This window comes from Mesorhizobium sp. P2_F8 (assembly GCF_056403655.1).
Genome location: NZ_JBFUFB010000010.1, coordinates 54,692 through 80,551, shown reverse-complemented (window position 1 = coordinate 80,551; position 25,860 = coordinate 54,692). Strand labels below are relative to the sequence as shown.

Annotated in this window: 27 protein-coding genes; 14 read left to right on the top strand and 13 right to left on the bottom strand. The window is 63.9% G+C overall.

What is annotated here, in order from left to right; all coding sequences use genetic code 11:
* Positions 1-128: 128 nt before the first annotated feature.
* From radA to AC1DZP_RS23930, 6 genes are all read left to right on the top strand, one after another.
* Positions 129-1,532, top strand: coding sequence for a DNA repair protein RadA (gene radA, locus AC1DZP_RS23955; protein ID WP_457151112.1), 1,404 nt, complete (start codon positions 129-131; stop codon positions 1,530-1,532).
* A gap of 86 nt (positions 1,533-1,618) precedes the next feature.
* Positions 1,619-2,287 carry a CvpA family protein gene (locus tag AC1DZP_RS23950; RefSeq protein WP_457151113.1) on the top strand — a complete coding sequence of 223 codons (669 nt, stop codon included), beginning with the start codon at positions 1,619-1,621 and terminating at the stop codon, positions 2,285-2,287.
* A gap of 104 nt (positions 2,288-2,391) precedes the next feature.
* Positions 2,392-3,861, top strand: a complete 1,470-nt coding sequence (gene purF, locus AC1DZP_RS23945; RefSeq protein WP_095086431.1) for an amidophosphoribosyltransferase — start codon at positions 2,392-2,394, stop codon at positions 3,859-3,861.
* A gap of 48 nt (positions 3,862-3,909) precedes the next feature.
* A complete protein-coding gene (locus tag AC1DZP_RS23940) occupies positions 3,910-4,650 on the top strand; it encodes an SDR family NAD(P)-dependent oxidoreductase (protein WP_477305804.1) in 741 nt (246 codons plus the stop codon).
* Between the two features lie 79 nt (positions 4,651-4,729).
* Complete coding sequence (locus AC1DZP_RS23935) at positions 4,730-5,359, top strand: hypothetical protein (RefSeq protein ID WP_477305802.1); 630 nt, start codon at positions 4,730-4,732, stop codon at positions 5,357-5,359.
* Between the two features lie 168 nt (positions 5,360-5,527).
* Positions 5,528-5,746, top strand: a complete 219-nt coding sequence (locus AC1DZP_RS23930; protein WP_027045347.1) for a hypothetical protein — start codon at positions 5,528-5,530, stop codon at positions 5,744-5,746.
* Between the two features lie 19 nt (positions 5,747-5,765).
* Here the strand turns inward: AC1DZP_RS23930 and AC1DZP_RS23925 are convergent, their stop codons facing one another.
* Positions 5,766-6,272 (bottom strand): OsmC family protein, encoded by a 507-nt coding sequence (locus tag AC1DZP_RS23925; RefSeq protein ID WP_477305800.1) that lies wholly within the window; start codon positions 6,270-6,272, stop codon positions 5,766-5,768.
* A gap of 224 nt (positions 6,273-6,496) precedes the next feature.
* Here AC1DZP_RS23925 and AC1DZP_RS23920 point away from each other — a divergent pair, with 224 nt between their 5' ends.
* The gene (locus tag AC1DZP_RS23920; RefSeq protein WP_477305798.1) at positions 6,497-7,384 is read left to right on the top strand and encodes a DMT family transporter; all 888 of its coding nucleotides are present in this window, start codon (positions 6,497-6,499) and stop codon (positions 7,382-7,384) included.
* A 60-nt stretch (positions 7,385-7,444) separates the two neighbouring features.
* Positions 7,445-8,353 carry a DMT family transporter gene (locus AC1DZP_RS23915; RefSeq protein WP_477305796.1) on the top strand — a complete coding sequence of 303 codons (909 nt, stop codon included), beginning with the start codon at positions 7,445-7,447 and terminating at the stop codon, positions 8,351-8,353.
* A gap of 163 nt (positions 8,354-8,516) precedes the next feature.
* Here the strand turns inward: AC1DZP_RS23915 and AC1DZP_RS23910 are convergent, their stop codons facing one another.
* Positions 8,517-9,380: a LysR substrate-binding domain-containing protein gene (locus AC1DZP_RS23910; RefSeq protein WP_477305794.1), complete on the bottom strand. Its 864-nt coding sequence runs from the start codon at positions 9,378-9,380 to the stop codon at positions 8,517-8,519.
* A 112-nt stretch (positions 9,381-9,492) separates the two neighbouring features.
* Between AC1DZP_RS23910 and AC1DZP_RS23905 the strand changes: the two genes are divergently transcribed.
* Together AC1DZP_RS23905 and AC1DZP_RS23900 are read left to right on the top strand one after the other, a co-directional pair.
* Complete coding sequence (locus AC1DZP_RS23905) at positions 9,493-9,900, top strand: tautomerase family protein (protein WP_477305792.1); 408 nt, start codon at positions 9,493-9,495, stop codon at positions 9,898-9,900.
* Between the two features lie 143 nt (positions 9,901-10,043).
* Entirely contained in the window at positions 10,044-12,266 is a 2,223-nt protein-coding gene (locus AC1DZP_RS23900) for an AMP-binding protein (RefSeq protein WP_477305790.1), read from the top strand.
* Between the two features lie 62 nt (positions 12,267-12,328).
* On the opposite strand, the gene AC1DZP_RS23895 is transcribed toward AC1DZP_RS23900, so the two are convergent.
* Positions 12,329-13,147, bottom strand: coding sequence for a CDP-alcohol phosphatidyltransferase family protein (locus AC1DZP_RS23895; RefSeq protein ID WP_095086458.1), 819 nt, complete (start codon positions 13,145-13,147; stop codon positions 12,329-12,331).
* Positions 13,148-13,150: 3 nt separating this feature from the next.
* The gene (locus tag AC1DZP_RS23890; protein ID WP_477287304.1) at positions 13,151-13,849 is read right to left on the bottom strand and encodes a phosphatidylserine decarboxylase; all 699 of its coding nucleotides are present in this window, start codon (positions 13,847-13,849) and stop codon (positions 13,151-13,153) included.
* A 189-nt stretch (positions 13,850-14,038) separates the two neighbouring features.
* Between AC1DZP_RS23890 and AC1DZP_RS23885 the strand changes: the two genes are divergently transcribed.
* Both AC1DZP_RS23885 and AC1DZP_RS23880 read left to right on the top strand, forming a co-directional pair.
* A complete protein-coding gene (locus AC1DZP_RS23885) occupies positions 14,039-14,776 on the top strand; it encodes a lysozyme inhibitor LprI family protein (protein ID WP_477305788.1) in 738 nt (245 codons plus the stop codon).
* Positions 14,777-14,875: 99 nt separating this feature from the next.
* A complete protein-coding gene (locus AC1DZP_RS23880; RefSeq protein ID WP_477305786.1) occupies positions 14,876-15,739 on the top strand; it encodes an SMP-30/gluconolactonase/LRE family protein in 864 nt (287 codons plus the stop codon).
* Between the two features lie 5 nt (positions 15,740-15,744).
* Here the strand turns inward: AC1DZP_RS23880 and AC1DZP_RS23875 are convergent, their stop codons facing one another.
* From AC1DZP_RS23875 to AC1DZP_RS23840, 8 genes are all read right to left on the bottom strand, one after another.
* Positions 15,745-16,092 carry an antibiotic biosynthesis monooxygenase family protein gene (locus tag AC1DZP_RS23875; RefSeq protein ID WP_477305784.1) on the bottom strand — a complete coding sequence of 116 codons (348 nt, stop codon included), beginning with the start codon at positions 16,090-16,092 and terminating at the stop codon, positions 15,745-15,747.
* A 125-nt stretch (positions 16,093-16,217) separates the two neighbouring features.
* Complete coding sequence (locus tag AC1DZP_RS23870; protein WP_477305782.1) at positions 16,218-18,098, bottom strand: ABCB family ABC transporter ATP-binding protein/permease; 1,881 nt, start codon at positions 18,096-18,098, stop codon at positions 16,218-16,220.
* Positions 18,099-18,120: 22 nt separating this feature from the next.
* Entirely contained in the window at positions 18,121-18,468 is a 348-nt protein-coding gene (locus AC1DZP_RS23865; protein WP_457155640.1) for an ArsR/SmtB family transcription factor, read from the bottom strand.
* Positions 18,469-18,532: 64 nt separating this feature from the next.
* Positions 18,533-19,603 carry an alpha/beta hydrolase family protein gene (locus AC1DZP_RS23860; RefSeq protein ID WP_095086473.1) on the bottom strand — a complete coding sequence of 357 codons (1,071 nt, stop codon included), beginning with the start codon at positions 19,601-19,603 and terminating at the stop codon, positions 18,533-18,535.
* 88 nt (positions 19,604-19,691) lie between these two features.
* Positions 19,692-20,075: a DUF1330 domain-containing protein gene (locus AC1DZP_RS23855; protein ID WP_477305779.1), complete on the bottom strand. Its 384-nt coding sequence runs from the start codon at positions 20,073-20,075 to the stop codon at positions 19,692-19,694.
* Between the two features lie 27 nt (positions 20,076-20,102).
* Positions 20,103-20,939, bottom strand: coding sequence for an SDR family oxidoreductase (locus tag AC1DZP_RS23850; protein WP_095086479.1), 837 nt, complete (start codon positions 20,937-20,939; stop codon positions 20,103-20,105).
* Positions 20,940-21,060: 121 nt separating this feature from the next.
* Positions 21,061-21,954, bottom strand: coding sequence for a LysR family transcriptional regulator (locus AC1DZP_RS23845; RefSeq protein ID WP_477305777.1), 894 nt, complete (start codon positions 21,952-21,954; stop codon positions 21,061-21,063).
* A 246-nt stretch (positions 21,955-22,200) separates the two neighbouring features.
* Entirely contained in the window at positions 22,201-23,691 is a 1,491-nt protein-coding gene (locus tag AC1DZP_RS23840; RefSeq protein ID WP_477305775.1) for a LysM peptidoglycan-binding domain-containing protein, read from the bottom strand.
* A 114-nt stretch (positions 23,692-23,805) separates the two neighbouring features.
* Between AC1DZP_RS23840 and AC1DZP_RS23835 the strand changes: the two genes are divergently transcribed.
* Positions 23,806-24,417, top strand: coding sequence for an LOG family protein (locus AC1DZP_RS23835; RefSeq protein ID WP_477305773.1), 612 nt, complete (start codon positions 23,806-23,808; stop codon positions 24,415-24,417).
* Positions 24,418-24,527: 110 nt separating this feature from the next.
* Here the strand turns inward: AC1DZP_RS23835 and AC1DZP_RS23830 are convergent, their stop codons facing one another.
* Positions 24,528-25,433: a LysR substrate-binding domain-containing protein gene (locus AC1DZP_RS23830; protein WP_477305771.1), complete on the bottom strand. Its 906-nt coding sequence runs from the start codon at positions 25,431-25,433 to the stop codon at positions 24,528-24,530.
* A gap of 109 nt (positions 25,434-25,542) precedes the next feature.
* Between AC1DZP_RS23830 and AC1DZP_RS23825 the strand changes: the two genes are divergently transcribed.
* Positions 25,543-25,833, top strand: a complete 291-nt coding sequence (locus tag AC1DZP_RS23825; RefSeq protein ID WP_477305769.1) for a muconolactone Delta-isomerase family protein — start codon at positions 25,543-25,545, stop codon at positions 25,831-25,833.
* Positions 25,834-25,860 lie beyond the last annotated feature (27 nt).

The window sequence follows — 25,860 nt, the reverse complement described above, 5'->3', positions numbered from 1 at the left end:
GTCGAAGATTGGCGAAAGCCGATGCGACTTCCAATCTCCCCCCTTGAGGGGGAGATGTCCGGCAGGACAGAGGGGGGCACTGTCCYGCAGACCTATCTGTCAACTGGCGACCAAGCAGGCCCTGCCTGATGGCCAAATCGCGGGTTCAGTTCATCTGCCAGAATTGCGGATCGGTGCATCAGCGCTGGGCCGGCAAATGCGATGCCTGCGGCGAGTGGAACACGCTGGTCGAGGAAGGCACGTCCGGCGGCATCGGCTCAGGGCCGGCCAACACGCGCAACGCCCGCAAGGGTCGCGCGGTGGTGCTGACAACGCTGTCGGGCGACATCGAGGACGCTCCGCGCATCATTTCAGGCATCGGCGAACTCGATCGCGCCACCGGCGGCGGCTTCGTGCGCGGCTCGGCGCTGCTGGTCGGCGGCGATCCCGGCATCGGCAAGTCGACGCTTTTGACCCAGGCCGCGGCTGCACTGGCGTCAAAAGGCCACCGCGTCGTCTACGTCTCGGGCGAAGAGGCCGTCGCGCAGATCAGGCTGCGGGCGCAGCGGCTCGGTGTTGCCGCCACGCCGGTGGAACTTGCCGCCGAGACCAATGTCGAGGACATCCTCGCCACCATCGCCGACGGCAGGCGGCCGGACCTGGTGATCCTCGATTCGATCCAGACGCTGTGGACCGACCTCGCCGATTCGGCCCCAGGCACCGTCACCCAGGTGCGCGCCGCCGCCCAGGCGATGATCCGCTACGCGAAATCCACGGGTGCGGCGATCGTCCTGGTCGGCCATGTCACCAAGGAAGGTCAGATCGCCGGGCCGCGCGTCGTCGAGCATATGGTCGACGCCGTGCTCTACTTCGAGGGCGAAGGCGGTCACCATTTCCGCATCCTGCGCACGGTGAAGAACCGTTTTGGGCCGACCGACGAGATCGGCGTCTTCGAAATGTCGGACAAGGGCCTGCGCGAGGTCGCCAACCCGTCCGAGCTTTTTCTCGGCGAGCGCCACGCGAAATCACCGGGTGCAGCGGTATTCGCCGGCATGGAGGGCACAAGGCCTGTGCTGGTGGAGATCCAGGCGCTGGTCGCCCCCTCCTCGCTCGGCACGCCGCGCCGCGCGGTCGTCGGCTGGGATGGCGCCCGGCTGTCGATGATCCTGGCGGTTCTGGAAGCCCATTGCGGCGTGCGCTTCGGCAGCCACGATGTCTATCTCAACGTCGCCGGCGGCTATCGCATTTCGGAGCCCGCGGCCGATCTGGCGGTGGCGGCGGCCCTGGTTTCCTCGCTCACCGGTCTTGCCCTTCCCGCCGATTGCGTCTATTTCGGCGAAATCAGCCTTTCGGGCGCCGTGAGGCCGGTTGCGCATGCGCAACAGCGCCTCAAGGAAGCCGAAAAGCTGGGTTTTGGAAGCGCGGTTCTGCCCTTGGGCAGCGAGGAACTTGCCGGGGGGATCGGGGCCGGCGCTTTCCAGCCGACCGAGCTTGCCGACCTCGTGGCACGCATAGCCGGCACACGCCGAAGCCGCGTGGACGAGCAAGACTAGAGCATCGGACCCAAAAACTGGGAACCGGTTTTGGGAAAATCCGATGCTCCGCGCTATAATGCGGCTCATGGAGTGGGGCGAAAGACATGCCGATTACGCTGCTTGACGGAATTCTCGTCGGCTTCACCCTGGTCTCGGCGATGCTCGCCATGGTTCGCGGCTTCTCACGCGAAATCCTGTCCGTCGTCTCCTGGGCAGCGGCGGCAGCGGCGGCGTTCTTCTTCTATAAGCCGGTCCTGCCTTACCTCAAGCCTTACATCGACAACGAAAAGATCGCCATGGCGGCCGCCGCAGGCATCGTCTTCGTCATCGCGCTGATCGTCGTCTCGGTCATCACAATGAAGCTCGCCGACTGGATCATCGATTCCAGGATCGGCGCTCTCGACCGCACGCTCGGCTTTCTCTACGGCGCGGCGCGCGGCATTCTGGTCGTTGCCGTCGCGCTGCTGTTCTTCAACTGGCTGGCTGGCGCCAAGGCACCGGCCTGGGTCACGGATGCCAAGTCGCGGCCGTTGCTGGAGCAGATCGGCGCCAAGCTCGAAAGCCTGCTGCCCGAGGATCCGGAAAACGCCATCCTCAAGAAGCTCAATCCGAATCAGCCGGCTGCTGAGACGCCCGCTGCTCCGGACGCACCGGCGGCGGATGCCCCGGCAGGTGGCGAGGATGCCAACACGCCCGCTCCCGACGATGACGCCGCAGCACCGCCCGCGGAGAACGCTCCGGCCAATCCAGCGCCGGCTGCACCGGCAAACTGACGCCCGGAACGGGCGCCAGGAACTGACGATGGTGTGAACGGCTGCACGGGCGCGTTGCTTTCGACGCGAACCCGCACTATATGGCGATTTTAGCGGAGCTTAAGATGGCAGACGCAGACGACGTGCTTTCCGCCGAGGCCGACGACCATTTCCACGACGAATGCGGCGTGTTCGGCATTTTCGGCCGGCAGGATGCGGCGGCCATAGTCACACTTGGCCTGCATGCGCTGCAGCATCGCGGCCAGGAAGCGGCCGGCATCGTTTCCTATGACGGCACCCAGTTCCATGTTGAACGCCATGTCGGCCTGATCGGCGACACCTTCACCAAGCAGCGCGTCATCGACAGCCTGCAAGGCAACCGCGCCATCGGCCATACGCGCTACGCCACGACAGGCGGCGCAGGCATGCGCAACATCCAGCCCTTCTTCGCTGAACTGGCCGATGGCGGCTTTGCCGTCGCCCACAACGGCAATTTGACCAACGCCATGACCGTGCAGCGGGCACTGCAGAAGCAGGGCGCGATCTTCTCCTCCACTTCCGACACCGAGACGCTGTTGCACCTCGTCGCCACCAGCAAGGAGCGCGATTTGAACTCGCGTTTCATCGATGCTGTGCGCCAGGTCGAGGGCGCCTTCTCGCTGGTGGCGATGACATCCAAGAAGATGATCGGCTGCCGCGATCCGCTCGGCATTCGGCCGCTGGTGCTCGGCGATCTCGACGGCGCCTGGATCCTGGCGTCGGAAACCTGCGCGCTCGACATCATCGGCGCGCGTTTCGTGCGCGATCTCAAGCCCGGCGAGATGGTCGTCGTCACGTCCAAGGGCATTGAAAGCCTGTTCCCGTTCGAGCCGCAGAAGACCCGCTTCTGCATCTTCGAATATGTCTACTTCGCCCGGCCGGATTCCTCAGTCGAGGGCCGCAACGTCTATGAGGTGCGCAAGCGCATCGGCGCCGAACTGGCGCAGGAAAGCCCGGTCGAGGCCGACATCGTCGTGCCGGTGCCGGATTCCGGCACGCCGGCTGCGATTGGCTTTTCGCAAGCCGCCGGTATTCCCTTCGAGCTCGGCATCATCCGCAACCACTATGTCGGCCGGACCTTCATCCAGCCGGGCGATTCGATCCGCCACATGGGCGTCAAGCTTAAGCACAACGCCAACCGCCGCATGATCGAGGGCAAGCGCGTGGTGCTGGTCGACGACAGCATCGTGCGCGGCACCACCAGCCAGAAGATCGTGCAGATGGTGCGAGATGCCGGCGCCAGGGAAGTGCATATGCGCATCGCTTCGCCGCCGACGCGCGCCTCCTGCTTCTATGGCGTCGACACGCCGGAGAAATCCAAGCTTCTGGCATCGCGGATGTCGGTGGAGGAAATGGCCGAGTTCATCCGGGTCGATTCGCTCGGCTTCCTCACCATCGACGGCCTTTACCGCGCCGTCGGCGAGGCCAGCCGCGACAACGACCAGCCGCAATTCTGCGATGCCTGCTTCACCGGCCAGTACCCGACCCGCCTGCTCGACTTCGAAGGCCACGACAATGTGCGCACGCTGTCGCTGCTGGCGACGAGCGGGTCATAGGATTGCCGCACCGTCATCCGCGTTAGTTAAATTCCCGGAATCCATCGCATGACCCTCGACCTTACCGGCCGCGTTGCGGTCGTCACCGGCGCCTCGCGCGGCATCGGCTATTTCATCGCCAAGGAGCTTGCTGCCGCCGGCGCGCATGTCATCGCGGTAGCGCGTACCGTCGGCGGGCTGGAAGAACTCGACGACCAGATCAAGGCGGCCGGCGGCCAGGCGACGCTGGTGCCGCTCGACCTCGCCGACATGGCCGGCATCGACCGGCTGGGCGGCGCCATCCATGAGCGCTGGGGCAAGCTCGACATTCTCGTCGCCAATGCCGGTGTGCTCGGCGTCATCTCGCCGATCGGCCATGTCGAGGCGAAAACGTTCGAGAAGGTGATGACCATCAACGTCACCTCGACATGGCGGCTGATCCGCTCGGTCGATCCGTTGCTGCGGCTCTCCGACGCCGGCCGCGCCATTTTGCTTTCCGCGAATTCGGCCCACTCGGCGTGCGCCTTCTGGGCGCCCTACGCGGCGTCCAAAGCGGCGGTCGAGACGATGATGCGCTCCTGGGCGCATGAGACGCAAAGCCTGCCGCTCAGGGTCAACGCCGCCGACCCAGGCCCCACCCGCACCGCGATGCGCGCCCAGGCTGTACCCGGCGAGGATCCGGCAACACTGCCTCACCCCTCGGAGGTCGCCAAGCTTATCGTGCCGCTGGCCAGCCCGGACCTGAAGGAGACCGGACTGATCTTCCAGGCCAAGCACAACCGCTTTGTCGCCTATCGCCAGCCGGAATAGCTGCTTTTTGTCGGAAGATTCTCGGCGTCGCCGACGTTCTTCGAATGTCATACATTCGAAACCTGAACGGAGGACCACCATGCGCAGACTGCTTCTCGCCACCGCCGCCGCCCTGATCGCGGCCGCAGGCGCCGCCTATTCGCAAGACGCAAAGATGAGCTTCTTCGTCACCAGCGTTGGCTCCGGCAAGGGTGCCGACCTCGGCGGCCTCAAGGGTGCGGACGCGCATTGCGCCTCGCTGGCGGAAGCCGCCGGCGTCACCGGCAAGAGCTGGGCCGCCTATCTGTCGACCAGCGATACCGACGCGCGCGACCGCATCGGCAAGGGGCCGTGGGTGAACGCCAAGGGTGTGAAGATCGCCGACGATGTCGCCTCATTGCACGGCGACGCCAATGGCATCACCAAGCAGACGGCGCTGAACGAGAAGGGCGAAGTGGTCAATGGCCGTGGCGACAAGCCAAACCGCCACGACATGCTGACCGGCTCCAAGCCCGATGGCACGAAGATCGCCGACCAGACCTGCGGCGACTGGACGATGAGCGAAGCGGAAGGTGCAGCGATGATGGGCCATCACGACCGCACCGGCCTCGACGATTCGGCGGCCGCCAAATCCTGGAACTCCTCGCATGCCTCGCGTGGCGGCTGCAGCCAGGAGGCGCTGAAGGGCACCGGCGGTGACGGCCTGTTCTATTGTTTTGCCACCAACTAAGCCCGCTTGGGTTTAGATCTGGGCCCAGATCCGCCATCGCATCACGCGGCTGTGATGTCATGGCGGAAGGCTGCGCGGCGGTCATGCTTTCGTCATTTCGGCGGAGTTGATAGGATCGCAGCGACTCCCGCAACAAGCGCCCCAATTGGGCAGAACAAGGACATCCCCATGGCAACGACCGCAGCGTTGGTCTGGTATCTGGTAATCGCTGGCCCGCAGGGCGGCATGGTCGTGCTGCCCAGCACATTCGACAAGCGCGAACAGTGCACCGCCGCCATCACCGAATATCAGAAGCAGCCGACACCGACCGGCTGGTCGGTGCAATGCGTGCCGAGCGCCTCGCCCTTCACCGACGAGGGCGACGCCGAAGAGCCGGCAGCGCAGTAAGCATCCGGCGCACGGCGTTTCAGCGCCGTGCGCTCACCGTCAGCTGCGGCTTCTGGTTGATGGTCTGGAACACCACGCAATAGCGCTCGGTCAGCTTCAGCAGGGAGTCTACCCGCTCCTGCGGCTCGTCGGTATCGAGATCGAAATTGAGCCGGATGGCGCGAAAGCCGACCGGCGCATCCTTGGCGACACCGAGCGTGCCGCGAAAATCGAGGTCGCCTTCGGCTTCCACCGTGGCAGCGCCCAGCTTGAACTCCAGCGCCGTCGCCACCGCCTTCAGCGTCACCCCGGCGCAGGCCACCAGCGCCTCCAGCAGCATGTCGCCCGAGCAGAGCTCGAGCCCCGAGCCACCGGTTGCCGGATGCAATCCGGCGATCGCGATCGCCCTGCCCGTCTCCACCTTGCAGGCAACCGACTGGTCGTCGATCGACCCTTTGGCGCGAAGCGTGATCAGCGCCTGCGCAGCGTCGTCGCGATAGGCCTGCTTCAGTGGCGCCTGCATCGCCTTCAGTTCGGTCGCATCCATTTCCGTTCCTTCGCTCTCGTGGCCGGACAGCGGCGTGGCTTTGTCAGATATAAGTGCCGATTGCCTTCTGGAAGCAAGGTCGCCATCCCCTGCCCCAACGCAAGCTTAGGCCTGGCGTAGCGCTGTGCCGACTTTCGCCCGTATAGCTTTTGGTACGGGAGACTTCCTCTCGCGTCGCTCCACACAGCATTTTGCCGCCCCCTGCAACACTGGTCCCGCGCCTTATGGCCGATGTCGCGATTCTCGAAACACGCGAAAGGGTTCTCGCCGGAATCCTGCTGACCGGTGCGGCCTATTTCCTGTTTTCGACGCAGGATGCCTCGATCAAGCTGCTGGTCACCGGCATGACGGTCTGGCAGATCATGTTCTTCCGCAGCATCACCATTCTGGGCGCCTGCGCGGCGATCGGCGGCCAACGGCTGTTTGCCGACACGGTGCGCTCGCCGATCGTGCGGCCGATGCTGGTGCGCAGCGCCTTCACGCTCGCCGCCTGGCTTTGTTACTACAATGCCGCGCGCAGCCTTCAGCTTGCAGAACTGACCACCGTCTACTACGCGGCACCGATCATCGTCACCGTGCTTTCGGTGGTGATGCTGGGCGAAAAGGTGCCGATGCTGCGCTGGTTTGCGGTGCTGATCGGCTTTGCCGGCGTCTTCGTCGCTTGCGACCCGACCCATCTCGGCCTGTCCGTGCCGGTGCTGCTGGTGCTGGCGGCGGCCTTTTTGTGGGGCATAGCCATCGTGCTCCTGCGCAAGACCGCGCTTGCCGGGCGTTCGATGATCCAGCTTCTCCTCAACAACTTCTACTTCCTGCTCTTTTCGGCGGGACCGGCGCTGCTCTGGTGGCAAAAGCCGGACTGGGCCCAGTTGCTGCTCCTTGCCAGCGTCGGCGCGCTCGGTGGGTTTGCGCAATATCTTCTGTTCGAAGGCATGAAGCGAACGCCGGCTTCGATCCTCGCACCCCTCGAATACACCTCGCTGTTGTGGGCGTTCGCGCTCGGCTTTGCGATCTGGGGCGACGTGCCGCGCCGTGAAGTGTTCTTCGGCGCCGCCCTTATCATCGCCGCCGGGCTGCTGATTGTCGGCAACGAGCATTTCCGCAAGCGGCTATGATGTGGATCGCCGTCACTGCTGACGCTACGATGTCAGGACGCAACGGCGTAGGCTGGCGGCATGAGTGACATTGCAGCCCCGACGGACAGCACCACTGAGCGCACGCTGGGTATCCTGCTGGTGTCGTTATCGGCGGCGGTGTTCGGCCTGACCGGGGTGCTGACCAAGTCGATCCACGCCGATCCGTTGACCATCACCTGCTGGCGCGGCTTTGTCGGCTCGATCCTGATCAGCCTCTATGTGCTGTGGCGCCGCCATCGCTCCGGCAACCGCGAAACGTTGCGTCTTGGCTGGCGCGGCTGGCTGCTGGCGGTGGAAGGGGCGCTGGCCAGCATCGCCTTCATCTCGGCCTTCAAGTTCACCTTCGTCGCCAATGTCGCGATCATCTATGCCACCGCGCCTTTCGTCACAGCGCTGCTGGCCTGGGTTCTGACGCGCGAGCCGTTCCGATTGCAGACGATGGTCGCCGCCGCCGTCTCGCTGTGCGGCGTGGCGATCATGGTCTGGTCCGGCTTCGGCACCGGTCATCTGTTCGGGGACGGGTTGGCGCTGCTGATGACCATCGGCAGCGCGCTCTACATGATCATGGTGCGCGCCTTCCGGGAGACGCCGGTGGTGTGGGCCGGCGCGGTTTCGGCCTTCCTCTTGTTCGTGCTCGGCTGGTTCGTCAGCGATCCGCTGGCGGTCACGCAACGCGACGCGGTGCTGCTTGCCACCTTTGGCTCATGCTTTGCGCTGTCCTCGATCCTGTGGACGGAAGGGGCGCGGCTCATTCCGGCGGCCGAATCCGGGCTGCTCGGCTCGGCCGAAGTGCCGTTTGCGATCCTGTTTGCCTTCCTGTTCCTGGGCGAGATCGCACCAGCCGCCAGCATGATCGGCGGCGCCATCGTGTTGTGCGCGGTGTTTGCCCATGCGGGGCGAGATTGGCTGATGGCCCGCTCACAACGGCTGGCGTCAAATATTTCGTAAAAAAGTTACACAGTGACGGAACCATCGTCCGGCTCATGCATTGTTGGTGTGACGGGCCACCCCCAAGTCCCCCCAAACCCCTCGGCCCGTCCTACTCCCAAGCCGACCGCAAGGTCGGCTTTTTCTTGGGCGTTTGATCCGCAGAGAGATCGGAGCTTGTCGATCAGCCAAGGAGGCCGGGCAGAGCCAAATTGCCGCTGAGCAGTGCCGCCAGATCAGCTGCCGGACCATCCGCACCGGCGCGCAGCCGAACGGCAAATTCAGCTATCGGAGCCTGCGGCAGACCAAGGCCGCGCGGCGCTTCGACAATGCCGAAATGGGCAAAGCGCGCGGTGCGCAGCGTCAGCGCAACACCCGCATTCACCGCCGTGCGCAGACCGGCCAGGCTGGCGCTGCCGGCGGCGATGCGATAGCGGCGGCCGGCCGCATCGAGTGCGGCAAGTGCTGCTTCGCGAAAGCCGCAATACGGATCGAGCAACGCCAGCGGCAATTCTTCCTGGCGCGAGGCCAGCCCCTTTTGCGAACACAGCCATATCATCGGTTCGCGCAGCACGCCGACTTCGTCCGGCGCAGCAGTCTGGCGCATGACGATCGCCAGATCGAGCCCGCCGGACTGCATCGCTTGCGCCAGTTCGGCGGAGCGGCCGACACGCAATTCGATCCTGACGCGCGGATGGCTGACGGCGAAGGCGCGCAGCAGATCGGGCAGACCGCTGTCGGCAAAATCCTGCGTCGTCCCGATGGCAACGCGCCCGGCGGCACGCGCGCCCTTCAACGCCAGCCACGCCTCGCGGTGAGCGGCAAGGATGCGCCTTGCATGGCCGACGAGATCCTCGCCGGCCGGCGTCAGGCCTCGGCCCCGGCCCTGCGGCGCCAGAAGCGCTTCGCCGATGATTTCCTCGAGCCGCTGCATCTGCGCGGTGACCGCCGAGGGTGAACGGCCGACGCTCGACGCCGCCTGCGCCAGCGAGCCGCTGTCGACGAAAGCGATAAAAGTCCTGAGCAGGTCGGGATCGAGCATTTCCATAGTTCGATAATATCGAACCTTCAGTTGAAAACAATTCGATTTTTTTGACTCGATGACAGTGACATGGTCCTTCCAACGGCGATCCGACGCCGCTCAAACCAGGAGAAGAGAAATGCCCATCATCAACGTCAGCGTCACCGGCAAGCCTGATGCCGCGCTGTCCGCCCGGATCGCCGGAGAAATCACCGAGATCACCGCCGCGCAGCTGCGCAAGGATCCGACGATCACCGCGGTTGCCGTTTCCTATATCGATCCGCAGCACTGGTTCGCCGGCGGCAAGTCACTGGCCGAGCATGGCATCAACACGTTCTGGCTCGATATCAAGGTGGTCGACGGCACCAACACCAAGCTCGAGCTGGAGGCCTATCTGAAGGCGATCTTCGACGCCTTCGGCCGCCTTTTGGGCGGTGTGCATGAGGAAAGCTATGCCTTCGTGCATGAAGTGCCGGCCGCCGCCTATGGCTATGGCGGCAAGACGCAGGAGTTCCGTTTCATCAGCGGGCGGTTGAAGGCGGCGTGAGCTGCGGCCTTCCCTTCTCTCCCAAAAGGGGGAAGGAAGCGAGCGCTGCGCCTCCACATTGACGTTGCCCTCCATTCCGCTACGCTCTGCCCCGAAGCGGTCGCAAAGAGCCGCGATGCTAGAATCGTTGGGAGAGAAGCGGCATGATCCTGACACTGGCGCTGCTTGCGGGTCTTGTCCTGGCCTGGCTGCTGATCGGCGTGGTGGAGAAATTCCGCCTCGGCCTGCGTTTCACCCAGGCACTGCTCTATGTGCCGTTCAAGCTTGCCTACCGGATCAGCGACAACCGCGTCAGGATCGCCCGCAAGGCGCAGGCCCCTGTCATCTACGTCATCTCGCATCAATCGCGTTTCGAGCCGGCGCTGATGCTGTCGCTGCTGCCGGACGACACACTGCATATACTCGACGAGGTCTCGGCGCGATCGCCATGGCTCGAACCGTGGCGCGAGCTTGGCCGCACCATCGCCTTCAACGCCGAACATCTCTTCGTCAGCCGCAGGCTGGTGCGCGTGCTGAAGGGCAAGGGGCGGCTCGCCGTCTATCTGCCGGACGCGGTCGAGCCCAACGTCAAGACGTTTCGCCTGTTTCGCGCCGTCACCCGCATCGCCATGCAAGCCGACGCCAAGATCGTGCCGATCTTCGTCGCCGGCGCGCGCAGCCTGCCGGTGTCGCTGACGCCGGCGGACAAGGCGCCGCGGCACTGGTTTCCGCAACTGTCGATCAGCGTGCTGGAACCGATGACCATCGCCGAACTGGCAGCGCGCAACCCGGACCAGGCCTCGAACACCAACGCGCTGTTCGACCGTGTCGCCGAGGCCCGGCTTTTCGGCGCCGACCTCGATCGTGGCCTGTTCCTGGCCATGCGCGACGCTGCTGCCCGTGTCGGCGCCTCGCACCCGATCATCGAGGACGTCATCTCCGGCGCGCTGAGCTACCGCAAGATGTTCATCGGCGCCCGCGTCCTGGGCCGCCGGTTCGAGGCGGTGACGGCGCCGGGCGAAGCGGTCGGCCTGCTGCTGCCCAACGCCAATGGCGTGGTGTTGTCGTTTGTCGGCCTGCTGTCTGGCGGCCGGGTGGCGGCAATGATCAACTACACCGCCGGCCCGGCCAGCGTGACCGCGGCGGTGCGCACAGCGGTGATCCGAACGGTTGTCTCCTCCCGTGCCTTCGTCGAGAAGGCCGACCTCGCCGATATCGTCGCGGCGGTCGAGAACGGCGGCGCCAAGCTGCTTTGGCTGGAGGATGTGCGGGAAGACGTCACCGCGCTCGACAAGCTTGCCGCGGCCTTGCTGTGGCGCTGGCCGCTGCAGCGGCAGGATGCGGCCAAGCCTGCGGTGATCCTGTTCACCTCGGGTTCGGAAGGCACACCCAAGGCAGTGGTGCTGTCGCACAAGAACCTGCTTGCCAACGCCATGCAGGCCGAGGCGCGCATCACCATCTCGCCCGCCGACATCCTGCTCAACGTGCTGCCGGTGTTCCATTCCTTCGGCCTGACGGGCGGCACCATCCTGCCGCTGGTCACCGGGGTAAAGCTGTTCCTCTACCCCTCGCCGCTGCACTACAAGATCATCCCCGAGATCGCGCGCAAGGTGAAACCGACCATCATGTTCGGCACCGACACGTTCCTCGCCAACTATGCGCGCACCGCCAAGGACGGCGATTTTTCCAGCCTGCGCTTCGTCGTCGCCGGCGCCGAGGCTGTGAAGCCGGAAACCCGCCGCGTCTATCGCGAACGCTTCCAGGCCGAGATCATCGAAGGTTTTGGGCTGACCGAAGCCGCACCCGTGGTTGCCGTCAACACCGCGATCCATGGCCGCGACGGCACGGTCGGCCGGCTGCTGCCGGCGATGCGCATGAAGCTGGAGCCGGTCGAAGGCATATCCGACGCCGGCCAATTGTGGCTCGACGGACCGAACCTGATGATGGGCTACATGACTGCCGATCGCCCCGGTGAGCTGCAGCCGCTGACCGGCTGGCACGACACCGGCGACATCGTCGCCGTCGATCGCGAGGGCTTCATCACCATTCGCGGCCGCGCCAAGCGCTTCGCAAAGATCGCCGGCGAGATGGTGTCGCTGGGCGCTGTCGAGATGCTGGTGCAGTCGCTGTGGCCGGAAGAACGCCATGCGGCAGTGGCGGTGCCGGACAAGAGACGCGGCGAGCGCATCGTGCTGGTCACCACCGCCGACGACGCCAATCCCGACGAGTTGCGCAAATTCGGCAAGCAGGCAGGCGCCGCCGAATTGATGGTGCCGAACGACATCATCAAGGTCGAGGAAATCCCGGTGCTGGGCTCCGGCAAGACCGACTATGTGTCGACCAGAAAGCTGGCGATCGACAGGCTGGGGCTAGGTGTGGCGGCCTGAAGCAGACGCAAAGCGGAGCGCAGGACCCCAGGATGACGAATGCGGAGCGGCTTCGAGAAACCCTACCCGATGTCCGAAGGCGGCACTTTCTCGCCCTCCTGCTTGGCGCGCTTTGAATAGGCGCGCACGCTGAACGGCAGGAAGAGCAGATAGCCCGCGACCGAAGCGGTCAGCGTGTACCAGGGGTAGGTCATCAGCAGCAGCACGTAGAGCACGACGCCAAGGATGATCGGCAGCACCTTGTCGCCTGGCACTCTCAGGCTCTTGCCGGAATAGACCGGCAGCCGGCTGACCAGCAGGAAGGCAACCAGGATGGTGAAGCCGGTGGCGACGAAGGCAGCCGGGCGACTGGGCTCCAGACCTGTGCGCAGGAAATACAGGTAGAGCGGCAGCATCACCAGCACGGCGCCCGCCGGCGCCGGCACGCCGACGAAATATTCGGACTGCCACACGGGGCGCTCGGCCTTCTCGTCGTCGAGCACGTTGAAGCGGGCAAGCCTGAGCCCGCAGGCGATGGCGAACAGAAGTGCTGCGATCCAGCCCGGCGATCCGGCGCGGTCGAGCAGGAAGGCATAGAGCACGAGAGCGGGCGCAACACCGAAGTTGACGATGTCGGCCAGTGAATCCATCTGCGCACCGAACTTGGAGGTCGCCTTCAGCATCCGCGCCAGCCGCCCGTCAATGCCGTCGAGGAACGCCGCGAGCAGCACCATCACCACTGCCGGCTCAAAACGGCCCTCAAAGCCGAAACGGATGCCGGACAGGCCGGCACAGATGGCCAGCACGGTGACGAGGTTAGGCAGCACCATGCGCATCGGGATTTCGCGGATGCGGGGGCCGCCGCTGGCATGGGCTTCGAACTTTTTGTATTGCGTGCCCACCGGTCAGGAAATCCGCACGAGGGGAGTGCCGGCGACACCGCCGAATTCGGCCAGCACGGTTTCACCGCCGACGGCCGTCTGGCCGACGGCAACACGCGGCGTGGCGGTGAGCGGCAGGAACACGTCGACACGGGAGCCGAAGCGGATCAGGCCGAAACGCTCGCCGATGGCAATGGAGCCGCCGGCCTCGGCCCAGCAGACGATGCGGCGCGCCACCAGACCGGCGATCTGGACAGCCGCGACCGTGCCGTTGGGGCTGTCGATGACCAGGCCGTTGCGCTCATTCTCGGTGCTCGCCTTGTCGAGTTCAGCATTGAGGAATTTGCCAGGCCGGTGCTCGATCTTGGCAATACGGCCGCGCACCGGGGCGCGGTTCACATGGCAGGAAAACACGTTCATGAACACCGAGATGCGGGTCATCTCGACATTGCCGAGGCCAAGTTCGCGCGGCGGCACGGCCGGTCCAACCGCCGAGATGATGCCGTCGGCGGGGCTCACCACAAGGCGATCGTCAACCGGGGTGACACGCTCAGGATCGCGGAAGAAATAAACGCACCAGGCGGTCAGGATAAGGCCGATCCAAAACAGGATCGACGAGAAATAGCCGAGGAAAAGCGTCGCCGCGCCGAAGGCCGCGATAAAGGGATAGCCTTCGCGATGGATCGGTACGAACGCGTTCTTGACCGTATCGACAAGGCTCATCGGGCTGGGGCAGGCTCCGTTTCAAGTTCGGCCTCAATAGCCGAAAGCCCAATTCACCGCAACGCAACAATCGGCAAGGCCGCATTGGCCGCAATTGGCAGGAGCCTTGATGCGCTTGCCTGTCGGCATCATTGCCACCAGAATTCAGGCCACCGCCGGTTCGCAGCCCAGAGAAAAGGCCGACAGCCCATGATCCGACATCCCAACGGGGCCAGCCTTGATTCCAGGAGATGGGCTGAAATCGGTGCGGTTCTGGCCGCACTGCTGGCATCTAATGGCAGCGCAATGGCACAAGCCAGGCCATCCTTCGACTGCACCAAGGCCGCCAGCGCGGCTGAGAAGGCCATCTGCGCCGACCCTGCCCTGGCGCAGGCCGATGCAGACGTGGCGAAAACCTACGCAGCGGCGCTGAAGACGCTCGATCCTCACGCCGGCAAGGCCTTACGGGACGACCAAAGCGATTTCATTGCGTATCGCGACCAGATCGCCGGCTTCAACGAGAACACACCCAAGGATCGGCAGAATTTCGATCTCGGCGAATTCCTGCGCGACCGCGTGGCCTTCCTCGCCGGTATCCGCAAGCCCAAGGATACCGGTTTCATCGGCACATGGAGCAGCGTTCGCGGCACGGTCGAGATCAAGGCTGCTGGCGCGGGCAAGCTCGACCTGTCGGAAGAGGTCGCCAATCCTGTGTCCGGCAGCGGTTCGTGTGAGATCGGCGGCACAGTCAAGGCACATAAGGAATTGCGGTTGGTCGATACCGACGACAACGAAAAGCCGACCGGCTTTGTTTTCACCTTCTATCGCGATGGCGATGCGCTCGTCGTCGAGCAGGGCGGCACCGGCAAGGACGGCATTTCGGAACCGCCATCATGCGGCGCCAACGGTCATGCCGATGGCAATTTCTTCCTGAGCGAAAAACAGTAGGACTGCTGTCGGGGATCCGTCCCCTCGCCCGTCCTTGGTGAGACAGCGCTTCATTCCGCCCGCAAGGGCCGACGACGCGTGCAACGGAGGCTCCCGATCATGCAGGCATCATCTGGCAACAAAGCTCGTGTCGTGACGGAAGGCCTCGCCTTCGGGGAATCGCCGCGCTGGCATGACGGTCGCCTGTGGCTCTGCAACTGGGGGACCGGCGAGATCATCGCCGTCGATGCCGACGGCAGCCGCGAGATCGTTCTCACCGTGCCGGCTGTGCTGCCCTACTCCATAGACTGGCTGCCGGACGGTCGCCTGCTCGTCGTCTCCGGTCGCGAGGGGTTGGTGTTGCGCAGGGAACCGGGCGGTTCACTGGTTACCCACGCCGATTTGCGCAGCCTGTCGAAAAGCCCGTGGAACGAGATCGTCGTCGACGGGCGCGGCAACATCTATATCAATGGCGGCGGCCCGGCGCCGGCTCCCGGCCAGTACTTCGGCCCAGGTACCGTCGTGCTGGTCACGCCGGACGGCGCGGTCCGGCAAGTGGCGGAAAACATCGCCTTTGCCAACGGCATGGCGGTGACGCCGGACAACAAGACGCTGATCGTCGCCGAATCGCATGCCAACAGGCTGACCGCCTTCGACATCGCCGCGGACGGCAGCCTCGCCAACCGCCGCGTCTGGGCCGACCTTGATGGTTTTCCCGACGGCATCTGCCTCGATGCCGAAGGGGCGGCCTGGTACGCGGACGTTCCCAACAAGCACTGCGTGCGGGTGCTTGAAGGCGGTGAGGTGCTGCAGACCGTCAATGTCGATCGCGGCTGCTTTGCCTGCATGCTGGGCGGTGCGGACCTGAAAACGCTGTTCATCGCCGCCGCCGAATGGCGCGGCTTCGAGCACATGACCGGGGATGCCCGCACCGGCCAGGTGCTCAGCGTTGAAGCGCCGGCACCTGGCGTCGGCTGGCCGTAGAAGCCTTACACCCCGGGAATCCGCTGATAGTTGGCGATGTCGGCTCGCACGCCGAGCCGGGCGATCGTCTCCTGCGGATTGAAACCGGCTCGCGCATGCTCGGCCGTGACGATCGGCACGACTCGGTCGACGACCGCCTGGCTTTCCCATTCGACGATCGTGACCAGGTTGAATTCGCCCGGACCCGAGAATTGCTCGAGCAGGAAATCCTGCACGAAGCCATCCTGCCGGCGCAGCACCTCATGCGTTGCCTTGACCTTGGCAAGTATCTCTTCGCGGGCGGCGGCCGGGACGACGAACTTGTCCACCCTGAACACGCTGCCGCCATCAGCACTCTGATTTATCTTGCTCATTTTCGATTGTTCCGTTCCTGGATCTTGGTGTTTGCGGGCTCCAAGAACGACCTACAATCTCAACTAAAGTTGAGGTCAAGCGGTTTCTTTCCCTTCTCCCACAAGGGGGAGAAGGAGAGCCGCCGCTATGACACCTCCGACGTGCGGCGGCGGACGATGACGCCAAGCTCGTCGCCCTCGCGGGCGATGCGCAGCCGCTCCTCGGCTTCGGTCGCTTCGCGCTGGCGGTCCCACATCGAGGCGTAGAGGCCGTGCTTGCGCATCAGCTCGGCATGGGTACCGCGCTCGGCGATCTGGCCATCCTGCAGCACGATGATTTCGTCGGCGGAAATCACAGTCGACAGCCGGTGGGCGATGACGATGGTGGTGCGGCCACGGCTGACCAGATCGAGCGCGGCCTGGATCTCCTGCTCGGTGTGGCTGTCGAGCGCCGATGTCGCTTCATCCAGCATCAGGATCGGCGGTGCTTTCAAAATGGTGCGGGCGATCGCCACGCGCTGCTTCTCGCCGCCGGAGAGTTTCAGCCCACGCTCGCCAACCATCGACTTGTAGCCATCGGGCAGCCGCTCGATGAACGGGCCGATCTGGGCGAGTTCGGCCGCCTTGCGCATGTCCTCCTCGCTGGCGCCGATGCGGCCATAGCGGATGTTGTAGGCGATGGTGTCGTTGAACAGCACGGTGTCCTGCGGCACCATGCCGATCGCCCCGCGCAGGCTTTCCTGCGTCACGTCCCTGATATCCTGGCCATCGATCAGCACCTGGCCGCCCTGGACGTCGTAGAAGCGGAACAGCAGCCTGGAGATGGTCGACTTGCCGGCGCCCGATGGCCCAACGATGGCGACCGTCTTGCCGGCCGGCACCGCGAAGCTGATGCCCTTCAGGATCTTGCGGTTCGGATCATAGGAGAAATGCACGTCGCGAAACTCGACCTTCCCTGCGCTGACGGCGAGTGGCCTGGCATCAGGCTTGTCGACGATCTCCTGCGGAACATCCAAAAGGTCGAACATCTGCTCGATATCGGTCAGCCCCTGGCGGATTTCGCGATAGATGAAGCCGATGAAATTGAGCGGCACCGACAGCTGCATCAGCATCGCGTTGATGAAGACGAAGTCGCCGACCGTCTGCGTGCCCGCCTGCACTTCGAGTGCCGACATGCACATGACGATGACGGTGCCGAGGCCGAAGATGATGCCCTGGCCAAAGTTCAGCCAGCCGAGCGAAGTCCAGATGCGGGTCRCCGCGATCTCGTAGCGCGCCATCGAGCGGTCGAAGCGCTCGGCCTCCATGCCTTCATTGTTGAAATATTTGACCGTCTCGTAGTTGAGCAGCGAGTCGATCGCCTTGGTGTTGGCGTCGGTGTCGCTGTCGTTCATGTCGCGGCGGATGCCGATGCGCCAGTCGCTCGCCCGCACCGTGAACCAGACATAGACCCAGACGGTGACCGCGACGACGACGACGTATTTCCAGCCATAGGTGTAGGCGAAGATGCCGGTGGTCAGCGCGAATTCGAGGATGGTCGGCGCGGTGTTGAGCATGATGAAACGCACGATCGTCTCGATGCCCTTGGTGCCGCGCTCGATGATGCGCGACAGGCCGCCGGTGCGCCGCTCGAGATGAAAGCGCAGCGACAGTTCATGCATATGGACGAAGGTGCGGAAGGCGAGCTGGCGCACCGCGTACTGGCCGACGCGGGCAAACAGTGCGTCGCGCAGTTGGTTGAAACCAAGCTGCACCAGTCGCACGACGTTGTAGGCGACGACCAGCATGACGGGTGCCAGCAGAAAGGTTGGCAGCGGCGGCACAGACCTGGCGTCGCCGGCCAGCGCGTCGGTCGCCCATTTGAAAAAATAGGGACCGGCGACCAGCGTCAGCTTGGCGACAACCAAGAGAAGCGTTGCCCAGGTKACCCGTGCCCGGAGATCGGCGCGATCCGCCGGCCACATGTAAGGCCACAGATTGAGCAGCGTCTTGAAGGTCGAGGAGTCGGAGACGGTTTTTTCGGCCATTTCTGGTGCCTTCTTCTTATTTTCAGCGGCCGGAGCAGCAGGAATTGACGAGCGCGGCGACCGATGCGGAAACATCGGCAAGCGCGGCGTGGTCGACCGCATAGCGCGAGCGCTGGCGATCGGGCTCGAAGCGGACCAGCCCGGCCTCGACCAGTATCTTCAGGTGTTGTGACACGGTGGACTGCGCCAGATCGAAACGATCGACGACTTCACGGCAGCAACAGGAGTTGCTGGCTGACAGGTGCTTTATGATTTCGATGCGTGCCGGGTGGGATAACGCGGCAAGCCGCGCGGCAACGGTGCGGCTGTCCGGGGCGCAGTTGGCCGGCGCGGAGCGGCATCCGTCTGTTTCGGAGGGGGATTCGGTCATCGTCCATCGGCGATAAACGATGACCGGTTCTGCGGCAAGCTGCCCTTTTGGGCAGATTTGGCTGCTAGGCCGTTGGAATGTGAGAGCTGAACCAATCGAGCACCAGCTGGGGGTTTTTTCCGAAGTAGTTATATCCTTCGAAACGCTGGTCTGTCCCTTCGATCCAGAAGAGTTTCTTGTCCTCGGAGGAGATGGTGTCGTAAATTTCCTGCACGTTGGAGGGCTTGGTCAGGAAATCATTGCGGACCTGGGCGACGAGCGTCGGAACAGTCACTGCCCTGGCATAGTCCATCGGCCAGACGTCGGCGAGGTGGAAGCCAGTCCGCTTGTGAAAGGCCACGTCGAACAGATCAAGGCCATTGGCGATTTTCTGGTTTTCGACAGCTGTTTCCACGAATACCGCAGGCGTGACAGGCTGCAAGGCGATCATCGCCTTGATGTGTCTGAATTCCTCCGGATGCTTCTTCATGCCCACGATGGTGGCATTGGCTCCCAGGCAACGGCTATAAAGGGCCGTCTTCATGTCCTTGGTATCGGGCCGGGATTTCGCGTAACGCAGCGATCCGATGACGTCGCGATATTCCAGCACGCCGTGGCCATTAATGCCGCCGCTGCCCGTCCCGCTGCGACCATGGTTGCGCATGTCGTAGGTGACGATGTTGTAGCCTGCATCATGCAGGAGCTTGTATTCCGGCAGGAAATTCACTTCGAAGCCGCCAAAATTTTTCCACGGCTCCAGATGCCCCGGATAGCCGTAGCGATTGCAGGGCATGGGGTGATTGAAGATGAGCAACCTGTCTGACTGGGCAGGGATGAACCAGCCCTCGATTGTCACGCCATCCATCGCCGGAAAGAAGATCTCCTCGTATTCCATGCCGTATTCATTCGGCCACCTCAGGATCGGCGTGCGGGTTGAATGTGCCATCAAATCGGCAAGGCCATTGATGAACTCTTCGGATTTGGCATCTGTCATGGTTGCACCTGTTTGCGTTTGATTGTCCGCAGCCGTCGCAACTGAGGATGAGGCGGCGATGAAAGGGAAAGCGGCAAGCGCCACCCCGGCTTTCAGAAGCTGTCGGCGGTCATTCGAGAGAGCGCCTTCCTGCTGAACAGAATTGTCGCGCTGGTTGCCCATGTGGGCCTCCTTGATGGTTGTTGAGATGTCGATGTCCGCTGGGATTTGAGGCCAGGACGCACTCGGTGTTTCCCGCCCTGTTCGCCCGTTATGGCTGCGGAGGGACAAAACCTTCCGTGATGACAACCGTGCCTTCGGTCGAGGCAACGCGGAACTTCCTCGCGGCCGTATATTCGGGCGAATTGTAGAAGCGCTGGGCGTCGGCCAGGCTCGGAAACTCGGCTATGGCCATGACCTTTTTCGGCTGGCCTTCCACCGCGTTCGCGTTGAGGTTGAAGACGATGATCTTGCCGCCATATTTCGGGGCAAGCGGACCCGCCTCTTCCATATATTTGCGGTAGCCCGCCTGATCCTTGATTGTGTAGTTGGCGATCATGTAGCCGGGCGGCTGTGTGTTCTGCGCATAGCCTGTTGCGGCAAGAACGATGGTGGCGGCCGTGGCTGCGACCGCAGCGATGGCGAGTGTCTTCATTGTGCAATTCCTTTGGTTTTGTGGGGCCTAGAATGAGCCGTCCGTCGACCTGGACAGGTCCGCGTAGGCGCGCAGTTCCTCAAGACGCCCTTCGAGGACCGGATTGAACGCTGCAAGGGCGTCACTGCCAGCCAGGAACTGCCTCGGCGGATTCTCCATCCCGGCAAGTTTGACGAAGACAGCGCCGAGCTTGGCGGGATCACCTTGCTGCTTGCCGTCATAGCCCGACCACATGTCTTGGGCGGTGCCTTCAGCGGCGTAGTCCTGGATCGTGCTGGCGCTGTATTTGGCGTTCTGCACATCGAGGAGGTCCGTGCGGAAGAAGCCCGGCGCGACCACCACGATCTTGATGCCGAACTGTTCGACCTCCTGCGCCACCGAGAGGGAAAGGCCTTCGACCGCGAATTTGGCAGCGCTGTAGGCGCCGCAATGCTTGAAGCCCATTATGCCGGCAAGCGAACTGATGTTGATGATCCGGCCCGAGCGTTGTTTGCGCATGGCTGGAAGGACCGCACGCATGACGTGGATGACGCCGTACAGATTTGTCGAGATCAGTCCCTCGATCTGGGCGGTGCTCAACTCCTCGAAATTGCCAAGCAGGCTGTAGCCGGCATTGTTGACCAGAACGTCGATGCGTCCAAAGGCCTTCATCGCCTCGTCAACCGCAGCCTTCGCCTGTGCTTCGTTGGCGACATCCAACTGGACGCACACGAGCCTGTCGCCTGCGACATCGCTCAGCGCATTGCGGACCTTGTCGAGATTGCGGCCAGTCGCGATCACCCGATCGCCTGCCTTCAGTGCCGCCCTGGCGGTGGCGGCGCCAATGCCGCTGCCGGCACCCGTGATGAACCAGACCTTGCTCATATCCAACTCCTTGTCTTCGATGGACAGGAGATAGACCGCGCAGCTTATCCTGATTAGACGCTATTATCTGCATGAACTTAGAAATGGGATTGATAAATGCGTCATCGTCAGTCGAAAACCACTACCCTTTGTAGCGGAGCGCTTCGACCAAGACTGCGAAGGCCGGGGTTTGTTGTCGTCTGCTTGGATAATAGAGGTGGTAGCCGGAGAATGGCGGGCACCAATCCTCCAGCACACGGATGAGGCGTCCATCGGCAACATGCTGGGTGATTTGCGTCTCGAAAGTATAGACCAGCCCCAGTCCGCCGAGGGCAGCGTTGACCAGCATCTCGTTGTCGTTGATGACGAGCGACCCGTTGACCCGGACCTCAAGCTCGACGCCGTCGCGCTCGAACTCCCAGGCATAGAGCCCACCCCCTGCGCTCTGACGGTAGCTGACGCAATTGTGGTTGCTCAAATCGCGCGGCGTTTGGGGAACCTCGCGAGTGGCAAAATACGTCGGGGAGCCGACCACCGCCATGCGGATGTCCGCGCTCACCCGGACCGCAACCATGTCCTTCTCGACCTGCTCGCCGACGCGGATGCCCGCGTCAAACCGACCGGCGACGATGTCGGTCAGCCCTTCATCGACATTGATCTCGACAGCGATGTCCGGATAATTCGGCAGGAGCTTCAATAGGACGGGCCAGAGCACCGTTCTTGCCGCGTGCCGGAAGGTGGTGATGCGGATCGTGCCCGCAGGCTTGTCACGAAGGGCGGTGAGCTGAGCGATTTCATTGTCGATATGGTCGAATGCCGGACGCAGGCTGTGCAGCAGCCTTTCTCCTGCGTCGGTCAACGACAGGCTGCGTGTCGTTCGCGAGATCAATCTGACTTTGAGCCGCTCCTCGAGCATGCGGACGGCATAGCTGAGTGCCGACTGGGACAGGCCAAGCTTCGCGGCGGCACGTGTAAAGCTTCCCTCTTCGGCGACCGCGATAAACATGGCCAACTCGCTGAAGTCGCCTTTTCTCATTTATAAGTCCTGTTTCTGACTGCGCGCCGATTATAGCGCCCAATCGGCATGTTCGTCCTCGGCTATTTGTTGGACGCCGAAACCGATCACGGCCGAAGCGCCGGGGATTGATGACGAAACAGGATTGGGTCACCAGCCCGAGCGACACCGCCGCCTGGTTCAACACCGAACCAGAAGTCCTTTCTTGTGCAGGGACTCAGTCGAAGGCGTCTCGCCTCGCGGTGGAGGCGAGCGCGCTCAATACAATCACTTGGTCTTGGGCGGAGCCGTCGTGGCCTGCTCGCCCATCGCCTTGAGGTCGGCGGCTTCGCCTTCCTTCGACTTTTCCGGGACCTTGAACACCTGCCCCGGCCAGATGCGGTCGGGATCGCTGATCTGATCCTGGTTGGCGAGGTAGATGGTCGAGTAGCGCACGCCATGGCCGTAGACGCGCCGCGAAATCCGCCAAAGCGTATCGTTGCGGCGAATGATGACGGCACTGCCGGCATGCTCGAGCTTGGGCGCCACCGTCTCGGGCACATCGCTTGGCGGCGTTGCCGCAGCCACAACTCCTGCAGCGTCGGTGGCGGGAGCGGGCGCGGCCGGTGCCGTCCCGGCTGGAGCCTCGGTGGCCGGTGCAGCAGGAGCCGATGCGGATTCCGCCGGGGCGGCGCCTGCGACGGCAGGCACGGCCGGCTTTGCTTCGGCGGGCGCCACGGCGGCGACAGAATCACCCGGCTCGCGCTCGAACGGTACGGCGGCGCGGGCCACAACTGTCACCCCATCGGCATCGAGGCCATCGACATGGATGGTGTAGCTGCCGACCGGAATGTCACGCGTCGCCTCGACCAGGAAATGGCCGTCCGGCGACGTCTTCGCGTCGCCGAGCAGGATGTCATTCGCATAGGCGCGCACCTTGCGGCCGGCATCGGCGAGACCGGCGACAAAGATCTTTTTGCCGTCGATTTCGACCGCTTCGACGACGATCTTGGGTTCGGCCACTGATCCGGCGGGCGGCGTAGCCGATGCCGCCGGAGCGGGTGCTGCTGCAACCACGGCTGGCGCAGGAGCCGCCGGGGCGGCAGCCTGGTCGCCGGCAGCCGGTGCGGCCGGCTTTGTCTCGGGCGCCGGAACGGTGAGCAGTTCGGCCGGCTTGCCTGGCTCTTCGACCATGGCCAGCACCTGGCCCGCCGCATCCTTGGGAACCGAGACGACTGCGGTTTGCGCCGAGGCGGTCACGACATCGCCGGTGGTGGCGCGCAATGCGATTGTGTAGTCGCCGGGTTTCAGCGGATCGTCGAGCACGATGACAAAGGCGCCATCGGGGCCAGCGACCGTCGAGCCGAGCACGGTGGTGCCGTTGAGTATCTCTACCTTCGAATTGGGCGCCGCATTGCCGGCAATGACGATCGAGCCATTGCTCTCGACGCGCACCACATCGAAGGACGGCACGATCGGACCGGCCGCAGCCGCATCCGTTGCGGGCGCGGCTGGAGCCGTCGCATCCGTTGCCGGTGCGGCCGGGGTCGTAGCCTGAGGCGCCGCGCCGGGAGCGGCCGGCACCGCCGCTGGCGGCAGCCGCGCTTCCGTGCCGGGATCGGCTGGTTTCGGCGCCGCGGGCGGCGTCAGTGCTGCCACTTCCGCCGGCGGCGTACGAATGAGATATGGGTCGAGTGCGCCCGATACATAGGCGGTTCCTGCGGCCGCAACGGTCCCACCCGCTGCGAACAAGAACGCCTTCAGTGGATTAATTGCCATATTTCCCTACCCCTTAGCCACCTAATGCCGGTCTAGCCTGTTTTGCCAAAGCCGACAAGAAAAAGCCCGCCCCGGGCTTGACCCCGCTTTCAGACCCAATCACCAATCATCGGTATGAACACGATTCGATCCGTCTGCGTCTATTGCGGCTCGTCTCCGGGCCGCGATGAAACCTATGCCAAGGCCGGTCACGTGCTTGGGCGCTCGATTGCGCGCTCCGGCCTCAGGCTGATTTACGGCGGCGGCACCAAAGGCATCATGGGCGCCGTCGCCGAGGGCGCCTTGCGTGCCGGCGGCAAGGTGACGGGCATCATTCCGCGCTTCCTGATCAACAAGGAGGCGACCGAAACCGCGCTTGACCGGCTCGACGAACTCGTAATCACCGACAATATGCACGAGCGCAAACACAGGATGTTCGAAAAATCCGACGCCTTTGTGGCGCTGCCGGGCGGCATCGGCACGGTCGAGGAGATCGTCGAGGTCATGACCTGGGGGCAGCTCGGCCATCACCGCAAGCCGATCGTCTTCGCCAATGTCGGCGGATTCTGGGATCCGATGCTGGCCTTGCTCGACCATATGGCCGCCGAGGGCTTCATCCACACCGCGCAGCGGGTGAAGCCACTGGTCGTCAATGACCCCGAGGCAATCGTCGCCGCCATCATGGTGGCCGGCTCCTCGGTCGACGCCCCGACCGAGGGAATGCAGTCGGTGATCGACAAGATGTAGGGGAATAAGGGAGTAGGGCAGTAAGGCAGTGTGTAGATTGCCTGGAGTGATGCCCTACTGCCCTACTGCCCTACTGCCCTACTGCCCTACTGCCCTACTGCCCTACTGCCCTACTGCCCTACTGCCCTACCCTCTTCCCCCGCCGCCTCCCGCAAGCCGGTGATCACCGCGCGGCGGTCGTGACGCCGCCAGGCAAGATGGACGGAAACCGTTCGCTCGAACCATGGCAGGTCGCGAAACACGATCCGTGACGGCGCGGCGGCGCGCAGGCTGGCCTGCACCGTCGCCAAGCCAAGACCGGCGCTGACCAGGCCGAGCGAGGTCAACGGATCGGCGGTTTCATAAGCGATGTCGGGAAAAAAGCCGGCCTTGGCGCAAGCGGCCAGGAACTGGCCACGGTTGGTGTCGTCAGGCTGGCGCACGACGGTGATCCAGGTGCGGCGGTCGAGGTCATGCGGCCTGATGTCTGACAACCCTACAAGCGGGTCATCTTCGGGGATCGCCAGCACCAGCGGTTCATGGCGCAGCGCGATGCTGGCAATGTCCGGGTCATCGTCAGCCGGCGGCGAATAGACGAAGCCCAGATCGAGCGAGCGCTGCCGCAGCCCCTCCAGTTGCGCCGCCGACCGCAGGCTTCGCAACTGAAGGTGAAAATCCGGTCGTTCGCGGCGGAACTGACGCAGCATCCCGGCGACAAGCCCGGCATGCACGGCGCCTTCGACATAGCCGATGGCGAGACGGCCGACGGCGCCGCTGGCCAGGTTGCGGCCAAACTCCTCCAATCGCCGCGCGTTGGACAGCAGCGAGCGGGCCTCGGCGAGGAAGGCGCGACCCTCGGCGTTGAGATGGACCCGTTGCCTGGCTCTTTCAAACAGGGGAACGCCAAGCTGTTCCTCGAGCTGCATGATCTGCCGGCTGAGCGGCGATTGCGAAATATGCAGCATTTCGGCGGCACGGCCGACATTGCCGGTTTCGGCGACCGTGACGAAATAGCGGAGTTGGCGCAGGTCGAACATTTTTCTTCGATCTTCAAGTCCTTGGAGGTCTCAACTTTAGCCTATTCAGTCTTGGACAGTCTGGCTAGCCGCGGCGATAGTTGGCACACCCCAACCCAAGGAGACCGCCATGCAGTTCTTTGCCCTTCTCACCCGCAACACCGAAAAGTTCAGCGATGCCGATTTCGCGCCGCTGCTGCCCGGCGAGGCCGAGCAGCGGCGCACGCTTTATGCCGAAGGCGCGGTGCGTCAGGTGTGGAACCGCGGCGACATCCCGGGCAGCGGCATGATGTTCGAGGCCGGCAGCGACGCCGATGTGCGCCACCATCTCTCCACCTTGCCGCTGGTCAAGGCAGGCATGATGGACATTGCCGCCATCGTCCCGCTCAACCCCTATCCAGGCTTCGGCCCGAAGCGCTGACGGGCGCAACAGGGTGGCGGTCGGCAA